Genomic DNA, 23,843 nt, shown 5'->3' with positions numbered 1-23,843 from the left:
ATTCGGCGCGGCGGGGCGGCACTTGCGTCGCGCCGCCCGCTGACCGACACTGCCTCTGGACTCAAGCGTGGCGACCAGAAGAGATTTCTACGAAGTACTGGAAGTTGAGCGCAACGCCGACGGCGAGGTGATCAAGAAATCCTTCCGGAAGCTGGCTCTCAAGTACCATCCGGACAGGAACCCCGGCGACCAGGAGGCGGAAGCACAGTTTCGCGAAGTCTCCGAGGCCTACCAGATCCTCTCGGACACCGAGCAGCGCGCGCGATACGACCGACACGGTCACGCCGCGTTCGAAGGCCCCGGCGGCAGCGCCGGCTTCGACTTCAGCTCGGCCGGCTTCGAGGATCTGTTCGGCGACATCTTTAACGACTTCTTCGGCGGCGGCGGAGGAGGAGGCGGTCGCGGCCGACGCCGGCGCGGCGAAGACCTGAGCTACACCCTGCCAGTCAGCTTCGAAGAGGCTGCATTCGGGTGCGAGAAGGAAATCTCCGTCCCGCGCGCGGTCAAATGCGACGATTGCAATGGCAGCGGCGGGAAGGGCGGCGCCAAACCCGAGAAGTGCCAGCCATGCCGCGGCATGGGCCAGGTTCGATTCCAGCAGGGCTTCTTCTCGATCGCCAAGACGTGCGGACACTGCAACGGGCGCGGACAGGTCATCAGGGACCCCTGCACCGGGTGTCGTGGCACCGGGCACGTTCGCGAACAACAGAGCCTCGAGGTCCGCGTCCCCGGCGGCGTCGACTCCGGCACGCGGCTGAAGCTGCGCGGCGAAGGCGAGGCGATGGCCGGCGGCCAGAAGGGCGACCTCTACGTCCTGATCTCGGTCGAAGAACACGACCACTTCCGTCGCGACGGGAACAACGTGCTTTGCGAAGTCATCGTCGGGTTCGCCCAGGCGGCGCTCGGCACCGAGGTCGACGTCCCCACGCTCGACGGAGCCGTGAACATGAAGATCAAGGGCGGGACGCAGCCGGGCGCGATCTTCCGTCTGCGCGGCAAAGGCGTGCCCGACCTAAACGGCTACGGCCGCGGCGACCAACTCACGCGCGTGAACATTGCGACGCCGCGTACGCTCAACCCGCGTCAACGCGAACTCCTGGAAGAGTTTGCCGAGATCGCCGGCGAAGAGGCCGACCACGGCGCAAAGGGCTTCTTCGACAAAGTCCGGGAGAAGTTTGGCTGACGACGACCCATTAGAAGGCGAGCACCATTTTCTCCGCCGGCTGATCGGGCGCCTTCAGGCTCGCGACGCAACCCCCGCACCCTCCGGCGCCGCACGGCTCCTCCTCGGCGCGGGCGACGACGCGGCCGTTTTCCAGCCCGGCACCCATCCGCTCGCCCTGACGACCGACGCCCTGGTGGAAGGCATTCACTTCCGCACCGACTGGCTCGACGCGACCGAGCTCGGCAGGCGCGCCGTCGAAGTGAATCTGAGCGACCTCGCGGCAATGGCCGCGCAACCTCGATTCCTGCTCTGCGCGATCACCGCGCCCAGCAGCACATCTTCGGAATGGCTTGATGCCCTGCTGGACGGCTGTGCCGACGCGGGCGAAGCCGCCGGAGCCGCGCTCATCGGCGGCAATCTCTCGCGTGCGAGCGAGATCACCATCACAATCACCGCGCTCGGCGACATCCCCGGACGACGGCTCGATCGTAGCGGCGCGCAAGCCGGCGATGACCTCGTCGTCACGGGCACGCTGGGAGACGCGGCGGCCGCCGTGGCCATCCTCAGTGACGGAGGTCGACCCGAGTCGGAACAGCGGAACCGATGGGCCCGCCCGCAAGCGCGCGTGCGAGCCGGTTTGGCCCTCGCGGAGGCGGGTGCCCACGCCGCAATCGACTTGAGTGACGGCCTCGTCGCCGATCTCAGCCACGTCTGCGAAGCGAGCGGCGTGGGCGCTGAGATCGAACACGCCAAGCTTCCGCGATCCGCCGCCGTGAGCCACTTCGACGCGAACGGCGCGAACTACGCAGCGACGGGCGGAGAGGACTACGAGCTCCTCGCCGCATGTCCACCGGCGACTACGGCCAACCTCAGCGCACTGGCCGCCCAAGCCGAAGTCCCGCTGACGGTCATCGGTCGCTGCACCGAGCGGGCCGGCGAGATCATGCTTCTCGACTCCGCACGCCAGGCGCTCCCTCTCACGCGCGGCTTCGACCACTTCACGCCCGAAGGCTGATCCGAATGGACGCGACCGACTCCATCCGCATCGCCGTAAGTCTCGTCGCCGGGGCACTGTTCTGTGTCCTCGCGGCGTGGGTCGGGCGCGCCGAATCCCGGTTCCTCCGAACACGAACCGCGAGCGATCCACAGGCGCCGCCAGAGATCCGCGACGTGCGCGCCTTTCCGCGCCTCGCCGTCACGTCTCTTTGGCTGACGCGGGATATCGCGCTGTTCGGCGCGGCGGCATCCGGCGCTGCACTCGCCGGCGTCGGACCCGCCGTTGCGCTCACCGTCTTCGCCTGGACGGCCGGCCTCATCGGTGCAGCCAGGGCGTCTAAAATCGACGGCCCGTTGCGCGGCCGGACCTGGCGCTGGGTTCAGCGACTCCTCCCGATCGCGCGCGTGCTCCGCCAGAGCGGCCGCCTCCTCGCACGGCGCCTTACGAACATGCCCCTGGACGCGTTCGTCGCGGGCGACGTCGAGGGTGTCGAAGGCGACCCTCGCGAACTCGACCCCGAAGAGCGCGAGCTTCTCGCCAACGTCCGGTCGTTCGGCAGCCGCCAGGTGAACGACGTGATGACCCCCCGGGTCGACGTCTTCTGGCTCTCCGAAGACATGTCCGACCAGGAACTCCTCGCCGCGGTCGATGAGGCGCGCTTCGCGCGAATCCCCGTGCACGGCAAGGCCACCGACGATGTCGTAGGAATCCTCTACGCGAAGGATCTCCTGGGACGCGATCCTGCGGGCGGACCGGCTCTCGCGAATCTCCTCCATCCGCCCAGCGTCGTCGCGCCGGAGCTTCCGGTAGACGAAGCGTTCTACGAGCTCCGGCGAAAGAAGGTGCACATCGCGCTCGTCATCGACGAGCTCGGCACTCTCGCGGGCCTCATCACGCTGGAAGACCTCCTCGAAGAGCTCTTCGGTGAGATCCTCGACGAGTCAGACGTCGCCGAGCCCGGGATCGAACGTCACGGAGAAGCACTCGTCGTCCCCGGGCGGCTCCCCGTCGCAGAGCTAGCGACGGCGCTCGATCGCGCGATCGAGGGTACCGCAGAGGAAACCACCGTCGGGGGGCTCCTGATGGAGACCGCCGGAAAGATCCCACGCGTCGCCGACCAACTGACCATCGACGGTCTTCGTTTCACAGTCGAACGCCGCGAAGGAACGATCCTTCGGCGCGTACGTGTGGAGCCGGCCACGTGATCGGAAGCCCCGAAATCCTCGGACTCACTCTACTCGTCGCCGGGATGACGGTGCGCATCACCACCGTCCTCGACGACGCTCATCGGCTGAAGATGGTCGACGACCCCGGACGGGGTGACGGGCTACGCGGGACCTATGTCCTTAGCAGGCTCGGTGCCGCTCTCATGGCACTCGGAGGTGCTGTTTTCGCAAGCGGCCTCCTCGGTGACGCCGGCTTCGCCGTCGCACTCTTCGCCGCGCCACCTCTGCTCGTACTCTCCGACCTCCTCCCTCGCGCGCTCGCCCGTCAGCCCCAGGAAAAAATCCTCGGTGCCTGGTGGACGGCCGCGCTGGGCCGCGGCCTCCGAGCCCTCGAGCGTCCGTGGACCGGAACGAACGAGTACGCGTGGACCCACGACGGCCTCACCACGCTGGTCCGCACGGACGCACCCGGCGAAGATGCCGCCGAGCAACACATGGCGCGTCGGGTCTACGACTTCGGCGACGTTTCGGTCGGCGACATCATGGTTCCCCTCGTCGACGTGATCGCCGTCCGCGACGACTCGTCCGCGGACGAGGTCGTACGCGTCGCCAAGCAAGAGGGCTTCTCGCGGATCCCCGTCTTCCACGAACGACTCCCCAATGTGATCGGGCTCATCCACGTGTTCGATCTGCTCGTGCAGAGCGGTGCCCGATCGGCCGCGGAGCTGATGAAAACTCCCACTTTCGTGCCCGAGATGACCCCGGCCAGTGACGTGCTACGGCGACTGCAGGTCGAGGGCGTGAACCTCGCGGTCGTCGTGGACGAGTACGGGGGCGCGGTAGGGATCGTCGCCATCGAGGACATCCTCGAAGAGGTGGTCGGGGAGATCGAAGACGAGTACGACGAGGAGGAAGATCCCGTCTGCGAAGTCGAGGCCGGCGCGTGGATCGTGGACGGACGAGCGGAGATCGAGCGATTGAATGAGCGCTTCCCCTGGCAGCTGCCGGAAGGCGAATATGAAACCCTCGGAGGACTGATGTTGGCACACCTGGCACACATTCCGGACGTGGGAGAGACCCTCGCTCTCCCACGCGTGGCCCTTCGGGTCACCGCGGCGTCTCCGAGATCCGTCGATGAAATCTCCGTGACGACAATCGCAGAACCCAACGAGGAGGGACGAACGTGACCCCTGAACAACTCCGCACGGTTCTGGCGCAGGTCGAAAGCGGTACGCTCTCGGCTGACGACGCGCTCGAGAAGGTGAAACACCTCCCCTTCGACGATCTCGGCTTCGCCCGCGTCGATCACCACCGCGAATTGCGCGTTGGGTTCCCCGAGGTGGTCTTTGGTGAGGGGAAGACGCCGGAGCAGATCACGGCCATCGCCTGCAATTTGCGCGATGCCGGCCAGAACGTGCTCGTCACACGGATCTCACAGGAGGGTGCCGACGCGCTGCGCGTGGCGATGCCCGAGATTTCCCACGACCCGGTCTCGCGAACCGCGGCTCTCACGGTGACCAAGGCGACCCCCGAGACCCGCGGGCCCATCCTCGTCGTCGCCGCCGGCACGACCGATCTGCCGGTCGCGGAGGAGGCCGTCCGCACCCTCGAAGCGCTCGGACATCCCCACGAGCGGCTGTACGACGTAGGCGTCTCCGGCCTCCACCGCCTCATGGCCAACAAGGAACGGCTGACCTCGGCTTCGGTCCTGATCGTCGTGGCCGGCATGGAGGGCGCGCTGCCGAGCGTCGTCGGCGGACTCGTCGGGCGGCCGGTGATCGGCGTGCCGACCAGCGTCGGGTACGGCGCCTCCTTCGGCGGCTTGGCCGCCCTACTCGGCATGCTGAACTCCTGCGCCGCGGGGGTGCTCGTGGTGAACATCGACAACGGCTTCGGGGCCGCAGTCGCCGCTTCGATGATCAACCGAAAGTAACTGCCGATGGCCCGTGGGAGTCGAAAGAAAACGGGCGCGGACAGCCTGACGACCGGGCGCACCCGACGTGCGCTCAGCGTCGGATCGCTCACCACACAGGTCGGCGGGAATTATCTCTGGAACGCCCTCAAACGGCCGTTTCAGTCAATCGACGAGCAGAACCGCGAGCTGCTCGATACCCATCTGAAGAACGCGATGCTCATCGTCGAGCGCTCGCAGGAACTGCGCGGCACGTTCCTCAAGCTCACGCAGATGCTGAGCATGCGAAACGACCTACTGCCGACCGAGATGCTCGACGTCCTCTCGGTCGTCCAATCGGACGTCCCGCCGATGCCCTTCGACGTGATCCGAGACCAGATCACCACCGAGCTCGGCTCCCCACCCGAAGAGCTTTTCGCGGAACTCGAAGAGGAGGCATTCGCCGCGGCCTCCCTTGGTCAGGTCCACCGCGGGCGACTGCACGGCGGGGACGACATCGTCGTGAAGGTCCAGTACCCCGGCGTGGAAGAGACCGTCGCCCAGGACCTGAAGAACGTGAAGGCCTTGCTTCACACGTTTACGTTGATCGCCCGCGACGTCATGCGGCAGAAGGTGGACATCCAAGAGGTCTACGAAGAGCTCGAGGAACGACTCAGCGAAGAGCTCGACTACGAGAACGAGGCAAAGAACGCACAGCGCTTCGGTGAGATGTTCGCGGACGACGACGAGATCCTCATTCCCGAAGTCTACCCTGAGCTGACGTCACGACGCGTTCTCACCGCCTCCTACATCGACGGCTACAAGCTCACCGAGATCCTCGGCCCCGGAATCGACCAGGACCTGAAGGACCAGGTTGCGATCAAGTACTTCAAGGCGGTCTGGCGACAGGTCTTCGAATTCGGGGTTCTTCACACCGACCCCCACCCGGGGAACTACCTCGTCACCTTCCACCCGAAGCTCGCGATCCTCGACTTCGGCTCGATCCGGTTCTTCCCCACCGAGATCCGGCATGCGTACCGCCGGCTCGCCCGGGCGCTGCTCGAACAGGACAAGGAAACGGCCGGGGCGGCCCTAGTCGACCTGGGCTTCATCAACGAGGGTGACGACCCCGCGCCGATGGTGCACGTGCTCGACATCATCTTCGAGCCGGCCTACACCGACCGGCCGTACGACCCGCGGGAGTACAACTCGATGGAGCGGGCCTTGAGCGCCGCGGCCATCAAGCTCGAGAACCGCGTCTTCAACTCGCCGGGGCATAGTGTATTTCTGGGAAGGGCCCTGGTCGGGCTCGATTCCTACATGCAGCAGTTCGGCAGCGTCGTAAACTACCACCGGCTCTTCGAAGAGTGCATCCGCGAAGCGGAAGAGCGCGAAGAAACCTGAGCGCAGGAGAGGATTGATGCGAGTCGCCTACTTCGACACCTTCTCCGGCGTCTCCGGAGACATGACCATCGGGGCCTTCCTCGACCTCGGCATGCCGCTCTCCGTTCTCGAAGAGGGCCTGGCACCACTCGGTCTCGCCGACGTGACGCTCGATGTCGGTCATCGCGTCCGCTCCGGCATTCAGGCGACGAAGTTCACCGTCCACGCCCCCGGGCTCCACGAGCACGGGCATCATCACGACGACCATTCCCACGATCATCACCACACGCACCGCTCCTACGGCGACATACGAGAGCTACTCACGAAGAGCGCGCTCACACCCCGCGTGCGCGAGCGAGCCGAGAAGGTGTTCCACGTTCTCGCCGTCGCGGAGGCACGCATCCATGCCATGCCCCTCGAGGACGTGGGCTTTCACGAGGTCGGGGCGATCGACGCCATCGTCGACATCGTCGGAGCGGCAATCTGTCTCGAGCATTTCGGGATCGATCGAATCCACTCCTCGCCGCTGCCCCTCGGTTCCGGCATGACCCGTTCGCAACACGGCGTGATCCCGGTTCCCGCGCCGGCGACCGTCGAGATCCTTCGTGGCTTCCCCACGCGCCTCGAGGACGGAACCGCCGAGTTGGTCACGCCGACCGGGGCCGCGATCATCGCCGCCCTCGCGCGTCCCGAGCCACCTCCCGTGCTCGCACCTATCGCGAGCGGCTACGGCGCCGGGGATCGCGAGATGCCCGACCGCCCGAACCTCCTGCGGATCATCCTCGCCGACACCGTCCCGGACGCGGCACCGTCCGCCGTAGCGCCGGGCATGGACCTCGAACGGGACGAGATGATGGTGCTCGAGGCGAACATCGACGACATGAACCCCGAGCTCTTCGAGCCCGCGATGGAGGCGCTCTTCGAGGGCGGCGCACGAGACGTATCGCTCGCCCCGATCACGATGAAGCGCGGTCGGCCGGGAACCCTGATCCGCGTGATCGCCTCGCCCAGCGACGGCGACGCCCTCGGCCGGATCCTCCTGCGCGAGACGTCGACCATCGGTGTCCGAACCCACCCCGTGTCTCGACTCATGCTCCCGCGCGAGAACCGGACGGTGTCAACACGGTTCGGGGCAATCAACGTAAAGGTCGTTCAGGTGCCGGGCGGCGACGAGCGGATCACTCCGGAGTACGCCGACTGCCACCGAGCAGGCCGCGAGCACGGGGTCCCCGTCGCAACCGTCTACGAGGAGACCCTCCGAGCCGCCTGGGACAAGGGGTCCTGAGGACTTCCGCTCCCCAACTGGCCGGCCCGGGTAGGTGGACCGGACTCTGGATGGGAGGTGTCGTTTGGCGAAGTACATGGCCCGCCTGCAAGGCTCTAACCTCTCGATGGTCACTGGTGGCGTCCAGAAGGTCCGTGAGTTCTTAACAACCAGGTTCGTGGAAGCGGACAGCAGTACCGAGGCCGGCGCTATGGCTGCAGGTGTGGTGCGCGAGGAATTCGCAGGCTCGGTTCGCAGTGAGGTCGGTGCCCCCTTCGTGGTCGAGGTTCAGGAAACCACAGAGGTGGACTCATTCCGCGAGTACGCGAGCGCAACGCTGATCGTGCCAAAGACCGCGCCCGGCCGAGATCAGTAGAAGCTCCCCGGCCCGCCGGAGACCAAGACGAACCATCGAGGCCACCGCACGGAGGGACGCTTTATTTTGCCGGAGGTGGGCCAGCGTGGTAGCTGTGGATGAGCGCATGAAGCGGTGTGTCATTCTGTCGCTCCTGCTGGCGGTATCGCTCGGAGCCTGCACTCCGCTCGGCTCCGGGAGCCGGAGTTCTGGGGCTTCGCGCCCATCAGCCGACCTGGGCTTGTCGCCGCGCGATCTGGCGCTCGGCGCATTCCTCAAAGGCGAGGTCGCCATGCGCAATGGCGACTACGAGACGGCTCTCACCGCCTACCAACGCGCCGCCCGCCTGGACCCCGAAGAACCGCGACTCCACGCGCGACTCGCGAATCTCTACGTGCGCAGCGGCGACCTCGAGCGGGCGCACGAAGAAGCATCGTACGCCGTCTCGAAGCGTCCCGACGACGTACCGACCCGCATGCTTCTCGCCGGCACGCTCGTCGGCCTAGGCCGCGAGAAGGACGCCGCCGAAGAGTACCGTGAGGTCATCGGCCAGAGCTCCGACACGGCCGAGGCCTACCTCCTGCTCTCCGCCCTCTACACGAAATGGGGCGAGCCCGAGAAAGCCCGGATCGTGCTCGAGCGACTCGTCGAAGCCGACCCCGGCTCCGTCATGGGCTACTACTACCTCGCCCGCCTGCACGCCGGAGCGGGTCGTCTCAACGAAGCGCGCGACGCGTTCAAAGAAGCCCTGCGTTACAACTCCCGGTCCGTCCTGATCCTCACCGACCTCGCACTCGTCGAAGAGATGCGCGGCAGCGCGCAAGAGGCCAACCTCCTGTACCGCCGCGTGCTCGCGCTCGACCCCGGCAATGAAGTCGCGCGACGTCGCCTGGCCGGCATGCTGGCCGGACAGAAGCGCTACGACGAAGCACTCGAAGAGTTCCGCCAGCTCGAACGCATCGAAGCCGACCCGACCGACACCCGGCTGAAGATCGGGCTCATCTACCTTGAAAAGGGCGACTTCGAGAGCGCGGCGACCGAACTCACGCTGGTACAGCGCGCCAAGCCAGAGGATCATTCCGTCGCCTACTACCTCGGCGTCGTCTACACCGAGACCGGCGAGCTCGATCGTGCGACCGAGACCCTGCTCTCGGTTCAGACCAACTCACCGCTGTACGCGGAATCGCGTCTCCAGCTGGCTTATCTGGCCCAGCGTGAAGACGATCTAGATACCGCCGTGGACTACGCCAACGAGGCGCTCAGCACGCATCCCGAGTCGGCCGGCATCGTCGAGTTCCTGATCGCGCTCCAGCGCGATCGTGAGGATCTGCCTCAAGCGGTCGAGCTCGCCGAGCGGCTCGTCGACAAGAGCCCCAACAATGATCGCTACCACTTCATGCTGGGCGCGCTCTACCAGGAAGCGGGCAACCGCCCGGCCGCACTCGAACAAATGCGCGAGGCGATAGAGCTCAACCCGAAAAATGCCGCCGCGTTGAACTACCTCGGATACTCCCTCGCCGAATCGGGACAGCAACTCGAGGAAGCCCAGCGCCTGGTGAAGCGGGCCCTCGCCATCGACCCGAACGACGGGTTCTACATCGACAGCCTCGGCTGGGTCCTGTTCCAACGAGGCAAGTATCGGCAGGCGGTCGAGCAGTTGGAACGTGCAGTGGAACTCACCGGCGACGACCCGACGATCAACGAGCACCTCGCCGACGCCTATCGGAAGGTCGGACGCGAACTCGAGGCCCTGCAGCTCTACCGCGAGGCGCTGAGCGCCTCGGACGACTCCGACCAACGACGCCGTATCGAGGCCAAGGTCCGCGCGGTCGAGCGGGCTGGAAGCGCCGGCGAGCCCTCGCTCTGAAGGCAAACGGCGACAAGCTTGCTCTGTGGTTCCTCTGCACTCCGCTGCTGCTTGGGGGCTGCACCCTCGGGGGGTCGTCCGCCTCTCAGGTGTACGGCCGGCTCGAGGGCTCTTCGGTCGCGTCCCTGATCGAGGTGCTCGACGAACAGCGCACCGACGTTCGAAGCCTCCGCGGGATCGCCAAGGTACGGATCACGTTTCAGCCGTTGCCCGGGGAAGACGAAGAGAGCTTCAGCACGTCGCAGGCCGTTCTCGCCTCGGCGCCAGGGGCGTTTCGTCTCGACTCCCTCTCCCCCTTCGGCGTGAGCTACTCGGCGGTGAGCGACGGCAGCAGCCTTGCCGTCCTCGCGCCGGACGAGGGCACGATCTATCGCGGCCAGGCCACCCCGGAAACGGTCGCGAGCGCTACCGGTGTCGAGGCGACACCCGAAGACATCACACGCATTCTGCTGGGCCAGCCACCGGTCCCCGCGATCGAGGGCCGCCTGGCGTGGGCCTCTTCCTCCCACGACGGGGGCACCGCCGAAACCCGGCCCGGCGGCGAAGGGGCCGAGGTGTTCCTCCACGCGCCGAGCGCGGCTTCCGCCGGCGAGACGGTGCTCGTCGGATTCGCCCGCGCTCCGGTCGCCGGAGGCGTTGCCGTCCCGGTCTCCTTCGAGCGGATCGACGCGAAGGGGACCGTGCAGCTCCGAGCACGGTTTGGCGAACACCAGGATTTTGGTGGCCACGTGCTCCCGACGCGAATCGAGGTGACGGCACCCGGATCGAAGGTCACGGTGACGTACCGCGAGCTCGAAGCGAACCCCGAACTCCAGGCCTCGAGCTTCCAACTAGTCACCCCCAGCGGGATGAAGGATCTTCCCTTGGGCCCACGGATCGTGACGAGCGTCGGGCCCTAACGAACCTCGGTGTACTTCCCCCGGCGTTCACGTTAATCGTTCCGGGAACATGGCTCGCGTTCGATTGCTCCAGACATCTGACGTGCACCTTCGTAAGGACCGACCCGAGCGAGGCCGGGCGCTGTCCTTGGTGTTCGAGCTGGCCCGCGCCCGGAGCGCGGATGCCATGCTGATTTGTGGCGACCTGTTCGATCGGGCCTCGGATGCCGTCGGCGGACGCGCCTTTGTCAGGCAGCTCGTAGAGAGCGTCGCACCTCGGCCCGTCGTCTTCGTTCCGGGAAACGATGATGCCGAGTGCTACGGGCCAGACGCCGACTACGGCGCCAACGCCATCGTCCTCGCTGGCACACCGTCCTCCCGAGCGAGGGTGTGCGGACTCGAGATCGTCGCAATCCCCTACCAGCACGGGAAAGCCCTCGCGGAATGCCTTACGGGCATCGTCGGAGATCCGCGGCACACGATCTTGATGGCACATGGCACCATCATCGACGGCGTCCAGAACGCGTTCGCCGGCGAAGGGGAAGACGGCTCTTACATGCCGATCTTCCTCGCCGATCTCCTGAAGCGCTCCTGCTACGCAGCCCTCGGGCACCTGCATTCCGGCGGGAACCTGATCCACCGCGATGGCGAGCGACTGGTCGCGTACGCCGGCTCCCCGGTCGCGACGAGCCGCCGGGAAAACGGTCCGCGGGGCGCGCTCCTCGTGGACTTCGAGGCCACGGCGGGCGTGTTGGCCCACGAGTTCGTCCCAATCGCGACGCCCTTTTACGAGCACGTCAGCGTGAACTGCCTCCCGGGCGGAGAAACCAAGGCGATCGAGGCGCTCGCACGAGAAGCTCTCGCGCGAAAGAAACCGGGGGCGCGCGTTCTCGCGCAGCTGACCGGGCTCTCCCTCGCCGCGGAACCCGACCTTCGCGACGCCGCCGAGCGTGCCCTGGCACGCGCCTTCGGCGGCGAGGCCAGTCCGACCCCGTCGACCGTCTCCACGGACCCGGACGACCCCGATGCCTCACTCGCGATTCTCGAGCTCGAGACTGCCTCGTACCCCAGCCTCGCCGATCTTCCGATCATCGGCGAGTTCGTCGAGCGGGTCGAAGCGTGCGCGCGCAGCGAAGGAGTCGACGACCCGACCGCCCTGCAAGCGGCGCTCCGGATGGGCCTCGACGCGTTTCTCGAGGCGATGCCGTGAGTGTGCGCATCGAGCGGCTCTCCATCCGCGACTTCGGCCCCCTACGCGACCTCGTCCTCGTGCCAGGCGAAGTCACCGTGGTGCACGGACAGAACGAGGCCGGCAAGACCTCGTGCATCGACGCTCTTACCCATGCGCTCCGCGAGCGCGTGCGCCCCGGCAATCGCAAGATGCTCGAGAACCTGCGCGACGGCCCGGGCTTTCAGGGCGAAATCGACCTCTTGCTCGCGCCCGAAGATGGCGGCCCGGTGGTGGACTTGCTTAGCGACCATCCTTCCCTCACCCGCCTGTTCATCGTACGCGACGCCGATGCCTCTCTCGAGGGCGGCCGTGGCTGGCTGAACGCGATCCGCGGCCGACTCATCGGCATCGACCTCGCCCGGGTGTCGGAACGGGTGCGAAGCGCCGCATCCCTCGGCCCGAACGGAACTCCGCGCGAAGCTCGGCAGGACGAGCGACAACGGCTCGCCGAGCGACTCTCTCGACTCGAGGGCTTCCTGGCCGACCTTCCAGCAATCAGCCGCCTGCTCGAGGAATCCCATCAACTCACGCGCGGACGCGGCGCGGCGCGCAATCGCGTCGAAAAGCTGCGCGCTGCCGAGCGCTTCGAGCGCTTCCGGCTCGCGCAACGTGCGGTCGACACCGTCGAGAACTCCCGGAAGGGCCTCCAGGAACTCGAGCGATACGGAGAAGACGACCTCACCGCCTGGCGGGAAGCGGTCGTGGCCGTGCGCGAAGCTGCTGTCGTCGCCAAGTCCGGGGAGCACGAGGCGCATCGCCTGCGCGACGAACAGACTCTTTCTGCCGAAGAGGTTCGAAAGCGGGAGATCGCGGCCGACAAGGCCCGCACGCAAACCGCGGATTGTACCCGGCGCGATCTCGACGGACTCGTCGAACGCGCGCGCAACGAGCGTTCCAGTGCCCGACTCTGGACCCTCTGGCGCACGCCGCTCGCCATCGCCGGAGTCCTGCTCCTTCTGTTCTCCGTCGGCGTCGGCGTCGAGGCGACGGCGCGAGACGCGAACGCAGACGGCGTCCCTCTCGGCCTTCTCGCGGGGGCTTCGGCCGTCCTCGGCCTCCTCGGCGCAGGCCTCTCGATCTTCGGCACTAGCCGCAACCGTTCCGCGAAAACACTCGAAGACCAGGCCGTCGCCGCGTGCGGCGCTGTGCTCGCAAAGGCCGGAAACCTCGACGAGTGCACCACACAGCTCGGCAGCATCAGCGGCAACGCCGAACGGGCCGAGGCAGAGCGCGGCGCCGCCGTCGACCAGAAGCGCATCGCGGACAAAGCCGTTCGGACGGCCGAGCGCACCGAGGCCGAGAGACATCGTCGGCTTGAAGAAACCCAGCGAATGGTGGCCGACGTCCGCGAACGCGTACGTCTCGCGAGCATCGATCAGCTCGAAGAAAAGCTGAAGCAGCGCACGCAGATCGCTTCGACGCTCGAGGAGGCACTCCGCACGGTGTCCGGACTGCTCGGGGACGGGAATGCCGACCTTCCGCTCGAACGCCGTATGGAAGCTCTCACCGTGCCGGACCCCGAGGTCGCCCCGGACGCGCACGAGCTGGCCGCCCTCGAACGGGAGCTCGAGGGCTTCGACGAGCGCCTCCTCGCGTTAAAGGGGGAGATCGGCGACCGCCGCGACCGCGCACTCAGTGCCATCAGCCTTCCCGACCTCGGTGCCGCCGAGGCCGAGCGCGAACGCCTGGCCCAAGGAATCGAGCAGATCGACGCCGAGGTTCGCGGCGGACAACTCGGCCTGCAAGCCCTTCGGGAGCTCGCACAGGACATCGACCGGCCGCTTCGTGAAGCACTCGGGAACGGGCCCGGTGCCGCAGGGTCCTATCTGGCTCGGCTCACCGGCGGGCGATACGTCGCCGTCGTTCTCGACGAGAACGGCGGCCTCGCGGTGGAACGCGACGACGGCACCCGCTTCGGAACCGATGCGCTGAGTCGCGGCGCGAAGGACCAGCTGGCACTCGCCGTGCGCGTCGCGCTGGTCCGGCGGCTTCTTGGCGAACCGGGCTTCCTGGCCCTCGACGATGCATTCCTCACCTCGGACGCCAGCCGGCGGGAAGCTCTCGCAACGGCGTTCTCGGAGCTCGCGGAGGAAGGCTGGCAGATCCTCTACTTCACGTTCGACGCGGGCCTGCGCGACCGCCTCGCGAGCCGCGGCGCGAAGGTCATCGAGCTACCGACCCCTTCGCGCTCGACCGCGTGATCGCCCGGCTCCCCGCGCACCGTCTGCACTGCCCGTATCGACCCGGCACGGATTCCGACTCCCGAGCCGCCCGCGCCACCAGTGCACTGCCGTCGACATCGAGTGAACATCTTGCCGCCAATTCTATGCCCACGGCGCTCCACTAGCGCCCAGCCGGCAGGAGCTCGTTCTGGTCGATGGTCTCGACGGTGAGATCCGCGATCTCATCGTAGAGTTCCTGCGTGGGATGAGCGGTCTTGTCGAAGAGCCGGGGGGGGGGGCCGCCGTCGTCCGATCCCCGCTCCTCCAAACGAACCTTCGCACTCGTTCCGTCGACCAGCGGCACACCGGTATCGCTGGCAGCCCAACGGATGCCGACGTTTACGCCGCCGTAGTACGACCGCTCGTTCGGATAGGTGATCGGGAGCACGGCGACGCCGCGCTCCCGAGCGCGTTTGATCATCCACGCGAGATCTCCCGCCGTGACCCGAGCCACGAGTTCGGAGTCCAACTCACCACCGGTCTCGTCGCGCGTATTTACGAAGACGTCTTCGGAGCCACCCAGCTTCCGAGCATGCACCTTGCGAAACCGCGTTCGCTCTTCGGAGGTTTCCGGCACGACGTACCCGTCACCGGCCGCGAGGATCTCGTTCAATTCCGCCTGGTGGCGCCATACGCGTACGAAACGAAGGATCCGGATCTCGTCGAGGAGACGACGCCAGAACGGAGCCTCCTCGTGACCTGCATCCGCCCAGGCCTCCGAGCCGGTCTGATTCCAGACGTTGTTCAAGCCGCCCCAGAACACGATGAGGGCCGGATCGAATTTTTCCAGATACGAATCGAAGCGCTTTCGATGTTGCGCCGTGTTGGTCCCCGGGACGCCCAGGTTGATCACCCGGTACTGCCCGGAGCGCTCGGCCAGACGCTCAGCCAGACGCGCCGGGACGCCCTCACCGCGCCCCCAGGTGTGCGAGTCCCCGACACACAAGACGATGATCGCTTCCCCATCGGCGCCGGCAACCGTCCTCCCACGCGACGACACAATCCCCGCGACGCGCAGCACCCCCTCGAGCAAAACCAGGGCGAGCAAAACTCCGAAGACGACGAGCGCGATCCGGGAACCCACCCGGCGCCCCGACGATGGCGGAGGCGAACTCACCGTGCTCCCGTCGCCGGGAGAACGAAGATCGGCGAGGACCAGGCGCGCTCCTGCACCATCGAGAGGCACTCGTCTTCGGGATCGAAGTCGGGGCCGGACGCCGGGCACGGGTTCGACCGAACACAGGCACCCTCCTCATCGCGCTCGCACCGCATCGGGTCGCCGTTCACCGCGGGCGACGGCTCCTGCAGCGCCCGCACGTAATACACGTACTCTCGCTGCCCGGGCACGAACTCGGGATCGTCGAACTCCACCGTGCAGCCGTCATGACCGCCCGCGCACTCGAAGCTGCGCCACGGATCTTCAATCAGCGGACCCACCGGCTCACCCTCGTACGTCTGCGGGCGGATCCGCACGACGTCGATTCGGTTGATGCGCTTTCGGACGTCGCTCGGGTGGTAGCACTCGTTCAAGCACAGCCGTTTCAGCCGCTCGGGTGAGAGACGTTCCTTGGTGTAGTCGGGACAGCCCGGCAGCTGCTCGAAGGCACCGAGCGCCCGCACCCGGAAGCGCGGCGTCTCGCCCATCGTGACTTCCGAACCCATCGGCACCGACGCTTCCATCGGACCGTTCAGCAGGTCGAACCACAAGAGGATCCGATCTCCCGAGGTTCCGTACGCGTGCCGCGCGTCCAACGCGTTCCAGATCTCCTCGCGCCCTCGGCCCTCCGCGTGTACCGCAACCAGACCGGCCGTGTAATAGAACGAGGCGTTGCGATCGGCGGCACCACCGAGCCCCGGCCCGGGAGAGACCGGCTGCGAGGACGGCTCCTGGGGGCCGCTCAGGAGATCCGTCCACGCGTCGTTCAGACCGTAGGCATCGCCGAATGCCTTGCGACCAATCTCCTTGTAGCTGGAGCCCGCTCGCGCCTTGTGGTTGTCACTGGAGCCGATCAGCCCGTAGCGGAATGCAGAGACCCCTCCGTCCGGTCGGAAGCCCCGCGCCGCCAGGCCGTACTGTGCGCTCATCTGCGGACGGTACTCGTACGCCGGAAGGAAGCCTTCGGGGAGTTGCCCGCATTCGAGCCAATCCGCGGCGTTCGTGCCTGGCACGACGTTGTAGCGCCCCGGCCCGCTCGCCTCCGCCATGTACTCACGCGCGAGTTCCGCGCGGGCGGTGCACTCGGCTTCGGGTAGGCCTTCCTTCCCGCAGCGTTTCAGGATGATCTCCCCCGCGCGCCAGCAACACGGCAGGAAGCCACCGCTCGGCGGTTCGCACGCTCGCTCTCCATTCTCGTCGACGGAGAACTCGAGAAGTTCGCGATAGACTTCCGACGACCCGTGGCCGGAGTAGACTTCGAACAGCCGCTGCCGCGCCTCATCCTGCATGCCCGGCTCGAGCTGAAGCGCCAACGACGAGCCCCTAGGCGCATGAATGCCCCAGGCCGTGCCGTGGGGAATGACGAGGCTCTCGTACCCCCAATCATCCAGCTTCGCGAAGAGGAGATCAGGGCTCGAGGCGCCCTCGAAGCAATCTTCCGAGAGCTCTCGGACCGGAACACCCGCCGGGCAATCCTCGGTGCCGCGGACTTCGCGCACCCAGCGATTGAGGTCGAGGTAGGGGCCGATCGCCGGCATGTCGAGTACGGTGATGCCGACACGCAACGCGGCCCACGCGGCACCCGGCACGTCAGCCGAGAACAGGCCACCGCTTCCGGCGCCGATCGGACGGACGGGCACCTCGTCGTCCTCGGTGCCGAGAAGGATCACGTTCTTGTGCCCGTAGTGCGGGCCATCCGCCTTCAAGGGGTTCGCAGACTGCGTCCACTCCCAGCCCAGAAAAGCGACGAGGTCAGGATCCCCGGCGTCGCCGGCCACCGCGTTGCACTCGCGAACCGACGCCTTCGTCTCCGTCCATTGCCGAGGAGTGATGAACTCGGCGTGGTCGTTCAAGCTGAAGAAGTCGAGTTCCGCGCAGAACCGCGCGAAGTCGCAGGCGTCCGCGGGGGGATGCACGCCCTCCCCCTGAAACATGGGCAGCGAAAACACGAAGGCATCCGCGGAGAAGGTCGTATGCACGTGCAGATCCCCGAAGAGGACCTGCGCCTCTCCCTCCGGAGCGAGACCAGCCTGCCGAGCGGCCTTCGCCTCGACGGCCGACGATGGCTGCGGCTGCGTGGTGACGACACCGCGGTCATACAGTTCGCCGAACACCCCTTCTGAGATCGGCCACGAAACGAGCACGAGCAGCACAGCGACCGCAAGAAAACCCAACGCGGTCCAGCCGAGGATTCGAAGGGCGCGCCTCACCGGTTCAGAGCTCCGAGCATTCGGGATCTATACCCAAGGTCAGCGGGGCCCGACAACGGGAGACCTCCTGCGATCCTGAGCCCGGAACGCTCAGCGCCTGGCGCGGGCGCGGGACGCGGTCGCAGCCGCCCGCAAACCGAGAAGGTAGCTCTCCGCACCGAGTCCACAGATCTGGCCGACGGCGACGCCTGCGATGAGGGAGCGGTGTCGGAACTCTTCGCGCTGGTGCAGATTCGAGAGGTGCACTTCAATGACGGGCACATCGGCCGACGCCAAGGCATCGCGCAACGAGACGCTGGTGTGCGTGAGACCGCCGGCGTTGATCACGATCGCGCGAACCGAGCCCCGTGCTCTCTGGATCTGATCGATCAGCGCCCCCTCGTGGTTGGACTGGAACGTCTCGACGATGACGCCCAGGTCCGCGCCGAGCTGGTCCAGGGATCGATCGATCTCGGCTAGGGTCGTGCTTCCGTAGATCGCCGGCTCCCGCTCTCCGAGCAGGTTCAGATTCGGTCCGTGAAGAACCAGCACCTTCGGGGCCCGCAGCGCGACGACCTTCTTCTTGCCCGACGTCTTTTTCGTGTTTCGCTTCATGACCACGGCTCCGCCCGGAGCTATCCCCATCGGCGGACGACGTCAATCGAGAGGCCACGAATGCGGGGCCCATTGCTCTGATGTGGGCGATGGCTTAGCCTCACGAGATGCCGCGTTTACGGATGGTTCTCGCATTGAAGGGTACGATCGCTTTTTTCGTGCTGGCCGTACCGATGCTCTTTCTGCCGCTCGAGGCCTTCCAGCTCCTCGGCATCCCGGAGTACTCGGAACCCTCGTCCTTCTTCATTCGCCTCTGCGGCGCGATGATTCTGACCGTCGCGAGCTTCCAGCTATGGACCTGCGTCGACGTTTCCCACAAAAAGGGTGGCGTCGTCGGCACGATCGTGGAGTGTGTCGTGACACTCCTCGTGCTCTGGCACTACATCTTCTACGGCGACATGGCGACGTGGCCGGTTCGCGGGAAGATGATCGTCGCTGCGTTCGGCTTCCTCGAGTTCGGCTTCCTGATCGCCATCCTCGTCACCGGCTACGGCGCGATCTTCGCCGACGACGAAACCGCCGCAGCCTGAACCAGCCGCCAAACGAAATACGCCCCGGGGCTCGGTGAGCCTCGGGGCGCATTCGTTTCAGAGCCTTCCGACTAAGGGACGAAGACGCTGATCGACAGCGTGTTCGGCGAAGCGGCGCTGTCGGTGATCAGGATCTGGCCGGAGGTCGGGCTCGCCGGGGCGTTGTAGTCGAACGAACCGGGAGCCGGGAGCGGACTCCCGGTGATCGAGCCACCGAGGCCGCCCGTGAGCGTGATCGCGTACGGCGGCGCACCACCGCCCGTGATCGTCACGGTCTCCACTGCGGAGAACGCGACCCCCAGCGGACCCGTCTTGTCCACCTGGATGATCGAGCCGGCGGTATTGTTCACCGCGGCGCTCGTCACCTGACCGTTTGAATCACTGACCAGGATGGTGAAGTTGCCCGGGGTCGTCGCGAGGTAGCTGAAGGTCGACCCGGACGACGGCACGGTGGTCGGCGTTGCCGTTCCACCACTTGCGCTCACCGTGTACGGAGCCACGCCACCGCTGACCGCGAAGACCTGCGTCTTACCCACATCGAGAGCCGCGAAGTTCGGCACGACACTCGGGGGTGCCGGCGTCGGAGTCGTGACCGGCGGCGCCGGGCTCGGCGTCGGCTCCACCACCGGAGCTGGCATGGTGAAGTTTGTCGACGTGGTGATCGACGTGCCCGCGACCGTCGCGACGACACTCGCCGCCTGACCGCCGCGATCCGCATCGTACGTGAAGCACGTCGTCGCGGTACCCGGTTGCGGGGAAATACTGAGCAGCAACCCGAGGTCGCTGCACCCGGCGCGGTACTGATCGACCGAGCACGGGACCTCGGCATTCGTAAAGCTCTCGCTGATGACATCAGCGAAGGCGGCGGGCGTCACCGGCCCCCACTTGACCGCGACACCCGTGGTCACGGGGTTACCGTTGTCGTCGCTGACCAATGCCGAGATAATCGCCGTGTACGACCCATCCTGGTTCAGCTGACAGGCATCGTTACGAAGGATCGCCGCGGAGATCCTCGCGGGATCGCCCGACGGCGTCGTCGTCTGCGACGTGATCCCGACCTGAGCGCTGCCAACCTTACCATTGTCGGTTTCGGCCGAGATCGTGAGGAACTGTGGCGCCGTACCGGTCGGCACTGTGAGGATCGTGGAGACCTGGCCGTTGCCGTCACTGACCCCGGTCGTGGTCCCGATAGACGGAACCGTCGGCGTCGGATCCCCGCTCTGGCCCGGCAGGGTGAAGATCACCGGAACCCCCGCGAGCGGGTCGAAGTTCTGATCCAGGACGCGCGCCGTGATGGTCGACGTGCCTCCGTCGGGTCCGTTCAGCGTCGGCGGGGTAGCCGAAACTTCGACTCGCTCCGCCTCGCGGGCCGGCGTCGGCGTCACGACCGGTCCAGCCGTGCTTCCGGGGCTCGCCGCCGGGAGAGGCGTGATTGAAACGGCCGCAGAGATGGTCTGACCGCTCTGGTCCGTACAGAGAATCGTAAAGGTGCCCTCACGAAGGATCGCGTCGGGAGTGAAGACCGTCGTGCCGCCACGTTCCGGGATGGTCGTCGGCGTCAGAACGCCACCGCTCGGGATACAGTTGTACGGCGGGACACCGCCGGTGAGAGAGAAGGCCTGCGACTGGCCGACTTCGATCGATGCCGTCTCCGGCGTGATAACGAGTCCGGTGAACTCGACCGTGACCGTGCCGGTCGCGGCTTGGCCCGCCGCATCGATGAGTCCGAACGTGTGAGCGCCCGCGACTCGACCCCCGAGCGTATAGAGCACCGAGGCCGGGAAGCGACCATTGAAGACCAGGTCGGCCACGCCGATCCCGCTATTGAAATTCTGTATAATGAACGGCGGCGTCTCCATCGCCGGAGACTCCAGGTCCGCGAACACGAAGCCCACGTCGGGCTCGACCGCCGCCGAAGCGGGCGGCTGGTTCTGGGCGGTGAACGGGATGCCCCCGATGACCACGAACTGAAGCCGCGAACCGGTGCTCGGATCGGTCACTTTGATCTCGACCGGGATGACGGCGAGTATGCCGTCGTCCCCGGGGATGAAACCGACGTCGTAGACGTTCACGAAGATGAGACCGGACAGACGCAGATTTCGCGCCGTCGCCGCGACGATCGCCATGCGGCCGGGCTCACTCGGAGCGACGACCGTGATCTGTGCGATACCGTCGCCATCCGTGAGCGCGGAACTCGCGGGGAAACCGTCCTGCGTGACGCCATCGGGTGGCGTCCGGTCCGGAATGAAGGACGAATCCGGAAAATCCGTCGTGAACCCGACCGGAACACCGACCAGCGGTCGACGCTGCGGGTCTAGCAACTGTGCGAAGACCACGATTCGGTCCGCCCGGTTCGCATCCAGTCCCGCCTTGGAAACACCCATGGTGAGGCTTCCCGTGTTGGACGTCGTACCAACCGGATCGAGCACGAACTGCGGCGTCCGCGTTGCCGGCTCCGAGTTCGTACTATTGGTGCCCCCACCACAACTCGCGAGCAAGGCGGCACTCAAGACCGCTAGCCCCACCGCTCCACTCCACCCCACATACCTTCTCATGGCTTCCTCCCCGGCCCTCGGCGCGAATTGGTACCGCAACCGCCGGGTCACCTCGTGATCGTAAATTGGTAGCCGATCTCGTTCGACGTATAGCGCGTGCCGCTGTCAGACTGGCCCTTCGCCCGGAAGAACGCGTTCATCGAGTACGGCTCTCCGGGCAGGTTGTTCCGATTGACCTCGAGCCAAGATATCATCTGTTCCGGGATCATCTGGCCGAGGAGCTTCGCGTAGGCCAGGTTCGGCTGTCCGCTCGACGACTCGTCCTGAGACGAGGCCGAGTTGATTCGAAGCCCGAAGGAAATCGAGTTCTCCGGCGGCGTGATTCCTGCGCCGGGGATCTCGTAGGCTACGACGATCTCCTGCACGTTCACAGCCTGCGTCGAGAGATGGTTCTCGAGCGCGAGGTAGCCACCGCACGGATTCCCGAACGGGTCGTTCTCGTCCGGGAAGAAGCTGGTCCGGTCGAGCTCGATGACGAACGACGAGTCGATGATCGCGTTCTGCGTCGTCGGCTCCGTGCACCGAATCTGGTCGGTGTCGATCGACGCGGGGCCCTTTACGAAGCTCACTGCGCGAAACACGATCCCCTGATCGTTGTTGCCGTCGGCGCCGCCCGAACCACCGCAGCCCAGAAGGCCCACCGTCGCCAGCACCACCAACCCAAGCCCCACTCTTTCGATCCCTATCCGCATTACAACTCCCTCCCCACCGCTCCGCTTCGGGCAAACTCAGGCTGCACGAAGCGAGTCCTCGATCTCACTCGTCGAGAGAAGCTCGAACCGCGTCTTGCCGATCCGCTCGACGCAAACAAACTTCACTCTGTCCTCTTGTCGTTTTTTGTCAGTCTCGATGGCCCGGGCCAAATCCCCGCGGTCCAACTCCTCCGGAATGACTATCGGCAGCCCGAAGCGTTCCAGAAGCCCGGCCACCCGGGCCGCGTCTGGCGCGGGAAACCCGTGCCGGACCGCCGACAGCTTCGCCGCGAAAACCATCCCGATGGCCACGGCTTCTCCGTGGAGAAAACGCTGGTATTTGGTCAATGCCTCTACGGCGTGGCCCAGCGTATGGCCGAAGTTCAGAATCGCCCGGAGGCCGCCTTCCTTCTCGTCTTCCATCACCACGCGCGCCTTGGCGGCGGCACACCGATGCACGACCTCCGCCAGGATCTCGCGGTCGAGCGCCAGAATCGCGTCAGCTCTTGCCTCCAGGAACCCGAAGAGCTCGTCCGAGAGTATCACGCCGTACTTCACGACCTCGGCAATGCCCGCGCGAAGTTGGCGCACCGGAAGAGACGCGAGCGTCTCGACGTCCGCCAGAACGAAGCGCGGCTGGTGGAAGGCACCCACCAGGTTCTTGCCGGCCTTCAGATTCACGCCGGTCTTGCCACCGATGGACGAATCGACCTGGGCCAGGAGAGTCGTCGGGACCTGCACGACATCGATGCCGCGTAGAAAACTCGACGCGGCGAAGCCGGTGAGGTCGCCGATCACACCGCCGCCCAGCGCGACCAGCGTCGACGACCGTTCGAGGCGCGCGCACGCGAGTTCCTCGTGGACGCGCTCCAACTCGCCGAGATTCTTGTGCTGCTCCCCGGTCGGCACGGTCACCTGCGCAACCGTGAAGCCGGCGTCTCTCAGGGAATCGCGTACACGGCGTCCGTACAGCGGCTCGACGACCGGGTCGGTGATGAGTGCAATCTTCTTCCCTCGCAGCAACGGCGCGAGGCACTCGCCGATTCGCCCGAGCGAATCGATCCCAACCTGAATGTCGTACGAGCGGTCACGCAGCTCGACCGTGATGGGCTGAAGGTCGCTCAAGAGGATGCTCCTTGCCCATTCGCGGCAGCATCGATCGCCGTCTCGATGGCGCGCACGACCTGTTCGAGATCGAGATCCGACGTGTCGATCTGGCGCGGAATCCGCGCGTAGGCCGGTTCCCGCTCGGCTTGGAGATCCCGAATCCGTGCGACGAGATCCGAATGGCCCGCCAGCATGGGACGGTCCTTCACCTTCAAGCCCACCCGGCGAAGAACCGCCTCCGGGCTCGCGACGAGACAAAATAGAAGGCCGCCGTCCGCGAGGGCCTCGCGGTTCTCGTCGTCCACCACCGCTCCACCGCCGGCGGCAATCACGGCTTCATCAAGGGCACACGCATCGCGCACCACCCGCTTCTCGATCGCACGAAAGGCCGCTTCCCCCTGCTGGGCGAAGACTTCGCGCACGGGCATCCCCGCCCGCTCCTCGATCCACGAGTCGAGATCGACGAACGGGAGACCCAGGCGGTCGGCCAACCTTCGACCGACGGCACTCTTCCCCGTTCCCATGAAACCAGCCAACACGATTCTCATCACTCCAACATCATATCCCGTGCGCGAGTGAA

The 23,843-nt window shown here is 66.3% G+C and carries 20 protein-coding genes; 13 read left to right on the top strand and 7 right to left on the bottom strand.

Annotated features, from left to right (window positions below):
- The first annotated feature begins 67 nt into the window (after positions 1-67).
- The 12 genes from dnaJ to P8R42_03110 all read left to right on the top strand — a co-directional run bounded on the left by dnaJ (position 68) and on the right by P8R42_03110 (position 14,398).
- On the top strand, positions 68-1,183 hold the full coding sequence (gene dnaJ / locus P8R42_03165) for a molecular chaperone DnaJ (GenBank protein MDG2303648.1): 1,116 nt from the start codon (positions 68-70) through the stop codon (positions 1,181-1,183).
- Positions 1,176-2,180 carry a thiamine-phosphate kinase gene (thiL, locus tag P8R42_03160; GenBank protein MDG2303647.1) on the top strand — a complete coding sequence of 335 codons (1,005 nt, stop codon included), beginning with the start codon at positions 1,176-1,178 and terminating at the stop codon, positions 2,178-2,180. The genes dnaJ and thiL overlap by 8 nt, the downstream gene beginning before the upstream one ends.
- 5 nt (positions 2,181-2,185) lie before the next feature.
- Entirely contained in the window at positions 2,186-3,367 is a 1,182-nt protein-coding gene (locus tag P8R42_03155) for a hemolysin family protein (GenBank protein ID MDG2303646.1), read from the top strand.
- On the top strand, positions 3,364-4,515 hold the full coding sequence (locus P8R42_03150) for a transporter associated domain-containing protein (protein ID MDG2303645.1): 1,152 nt from the start codon (positions 3,364-3,366) through the stop codon (positions 4,513-4,515). The genes P8R42_03155 and P8R42_03150 overlap by 4 nt, the downstream gene beginning before the upstream one ends.
- Positions 4,512-5,261, top strand: coding sequence for a nickel pincer cofactor biosynthesis protein LarB (gene larB, locus P8R42_03145; protein ID MDG2303644.1), 750 nt, complete (start codon positions 4,512-4,514; stop codon positions 5,259-5,261). Before P8R42_03150 ends, larB begins: the two co-directional genes overlap by 4 nt.
- Positions 5,262-5,267: 6 nt before the next feature.
- Positions 5,268-6,623: an AarF/UbiB family protein gene (locus tag P8R42_03140; GenBank protein ID MDG2303643.1), complete on the top strand. Its 1,356-nt coding sequence runs from the start codon at positions 5,268-5,270 to the stop codon at positions 6,621-6,623.
- Positions 6,624-6,639: 16 nt separating this feature from the next.
- Positions 6,640-7,887: a nickel pincer cofactor biosynthesis protein LarC gene (gene larC, locus P8R42_03135; GenBank protein ID MDG2303642.1), complete on the top strand. Its 1,248-nt coding sequence runs from the start codon at positions 6,640-6,642 to the stop codon at positions 7,885-7,887.
- Positions 7,888-7,951: 64 nt separating this feature from the next.
- Positions 7,952-8,242: a hypothetical protein gene (locus P8R42_03130; protein ID MDG2303641.1), complete on the top strand. Its 291-nt coding sequence runs from the start codon at positions 7,952-7,954 to the stop codon at positions 8,240-8,242.
- A 106-nt stretch (positions 8,243-8,348) separates the two neighbouring features.
- Positions 8,349-10,088: a tetratricopeptide repeat protein gene (locus P8R42_03125; GenBank protein ID MDG2303640.1), complete on the top strand. Its 1,740-nt coding sequence runs from the start codon at positions 8,349-8,351 to the stop codon at positions 10,086-10,088.
- Between the two features lie 89 nt (positions 10,089-10,177).
- A complete protein-coding gene (locus P8R42_03120) occupies positions 10,178-10,987 on the top strand; it encodes a hypothetical protein (GenBank protein ID MDG2303639.1) in 810 nt (269 codons plus the stop codon).
- 49 nt (positions 10,988-11,036) lie between these two features.
- Positions 11,037-12,176, top strand: coding sequence for a DNA repair exonuclease (locus P8R42_03115; protein ID MDG2303638.1), 1,140 nt, complete (start codon positions 11,037-11,039; stop codon positions 12,174-12,176).
- Positions 12,173-14,398 carry an AAA family ATPase gene (locus P8R42_03110; protein MDG2303637.1) on the top strand — a complete coding sequence of 742 codons (2,226 nt, stop codon included), beginning with the start codon at positions 12,173-12,175 and terminating at the stop codon, positions 14,396-14,398. Before P8R42_03115 ends, P8R42_03110 begins: the two co-directional genes overlap by 4 nt.
- Before the next feature lie 142 nt (positions 14,399-14,540).
- On the opposite strand, the gene P8R42_03105 is transcribed toward P8R42_03110, so the two are convergent.
- The 3 genes from P8R42_03105 to aroQ all read right to left on the bottom strand — a co-directional run bounded on the left by P8R42_03105 (position 14,541) and on the right by aroQ (position 18,379).
- On the bottom strand, positions 14,541-15,503 hold the full coding sequence (locus P8R42_03105; protein ID MDG2303636.1) for an SGNH/GDSL hydrolase family protein: 963 nt from the start codon (positions 15,501-15,503) through the stop codon (positions 14,541-14,543).
- Positions 15,504-15,532: 29 nt separating this feature from the next.
- Positions 15,533-17,785, bottom strand: a complete 2,253-nt coding sequence (locus tag P8R42_03100; GenBank protein ID MDG2303635.1) for a DUF3604 domain-containing protein — start codon at positions 17,783-17,785, stop codon at positions 15,533-15,535.
- 90 nt (positions 17,786-17,875) lie between these two features.
- Positions 17,876-18,379: a type II 3-dehydroquinate dehydratase gene (gene aroQ, locus P8R42_03095; GenBank protein ID MDG2303634.1), complete on the bottom strand. Its 504-nt coding sequence runs from the start codon at positions 18,377-18,379 to the stop codon at positions 17,876-17,878.
- Between the two features lie 107 nt (positions 18,380-18,486).
- On the opposite strand from aroQ, the gene P8R42_03090 reads away from it, so the two are divergent.
- Positions 18,487-18,909 carry a hypothetical protein gene (locus P8R42_03090; protein MDG2303633.1) on the top strand — a complete coding sequence of 141 codons (423 nt, stop codon included), beginning with the start codon at positions 18,487-18,489 and terminating at the stop codon, positions 18,907-18,909.
- Between the two features lie 71 nt (positions 18,910-18,980).
- Here the strand turns inward: P8R42_03090 and P8R42_03085 are convergent, their stop codons facing one another.
- Genes P8R42_03085 through P8R42_03070 form a run of 4 tightly spaced genes read right to left on the bottom strand, consistent with a single transcriptional unit; the run spans position 18,981 to position 23,811 of the window.
- Positions 18,981-21,464 carry a hypothetical protein gene (locus P8R42_03085; GenBank protein MDG2303632.1) on the bottom strand — a complete coding sequence of 828 codons (2,484 nt, stop codon included), beginning with the start codon at positions 21,462-21,464 and terminating at the stop codon, positions 18,981-18,983.
- A gap of 47 nt (positions 21,465-21,511) precedes the next feature.
- Positions 21,512-22,135, bottom strand: coding sequence for a hypothetical protein (locus P8R42_03080; protein MDG2303631.1), 624 nt, complete (start codon positions 22,133-22,135; stop codon positions 21,512-21,514).
- A 57-nt stretch (positions 22,136-22,192) separates the two neighbouring features.
- On the bottom strand, positions 22,193-23,281 hold the full coding sequence (aroB, locus tag P8R42_03075; protein ID MDG2303630.1) for a 3-dehydroquinate synthase: 1,089 nt from the start codon (positions 23,279-23,281) through the stop codon (positions 22,193-22,195).
- Complete coding sequence (locus P8R42_03070) at positions 23,278-23,811, bottom strand: shikimate kinase (protein ID MDG2303629.1); 534 nt, start codon at positions 23,809-23,811, stop codon at positions 23,278-23,280. Before P8R42_03070 ends, aroB begins: the two co-directional genes overlap by 4 nt.
- Between the last annotated feature and the right edge of the window lie 32 nt (positions 23,812-23,843).

This window comes from Candidatus Binatia bacterium (assembly GCA_029243485.1).
In the GTDB taxonomy this organism is placed as follows: Bacteria; Desulfobacterota; Binatia; order UBA12015; family UBA12015; genus VGTG01.
Note: the sequence above shows the minus strand (reverse complement) of the source record. Positions and strands in the feature narration are given on the sequence as shown.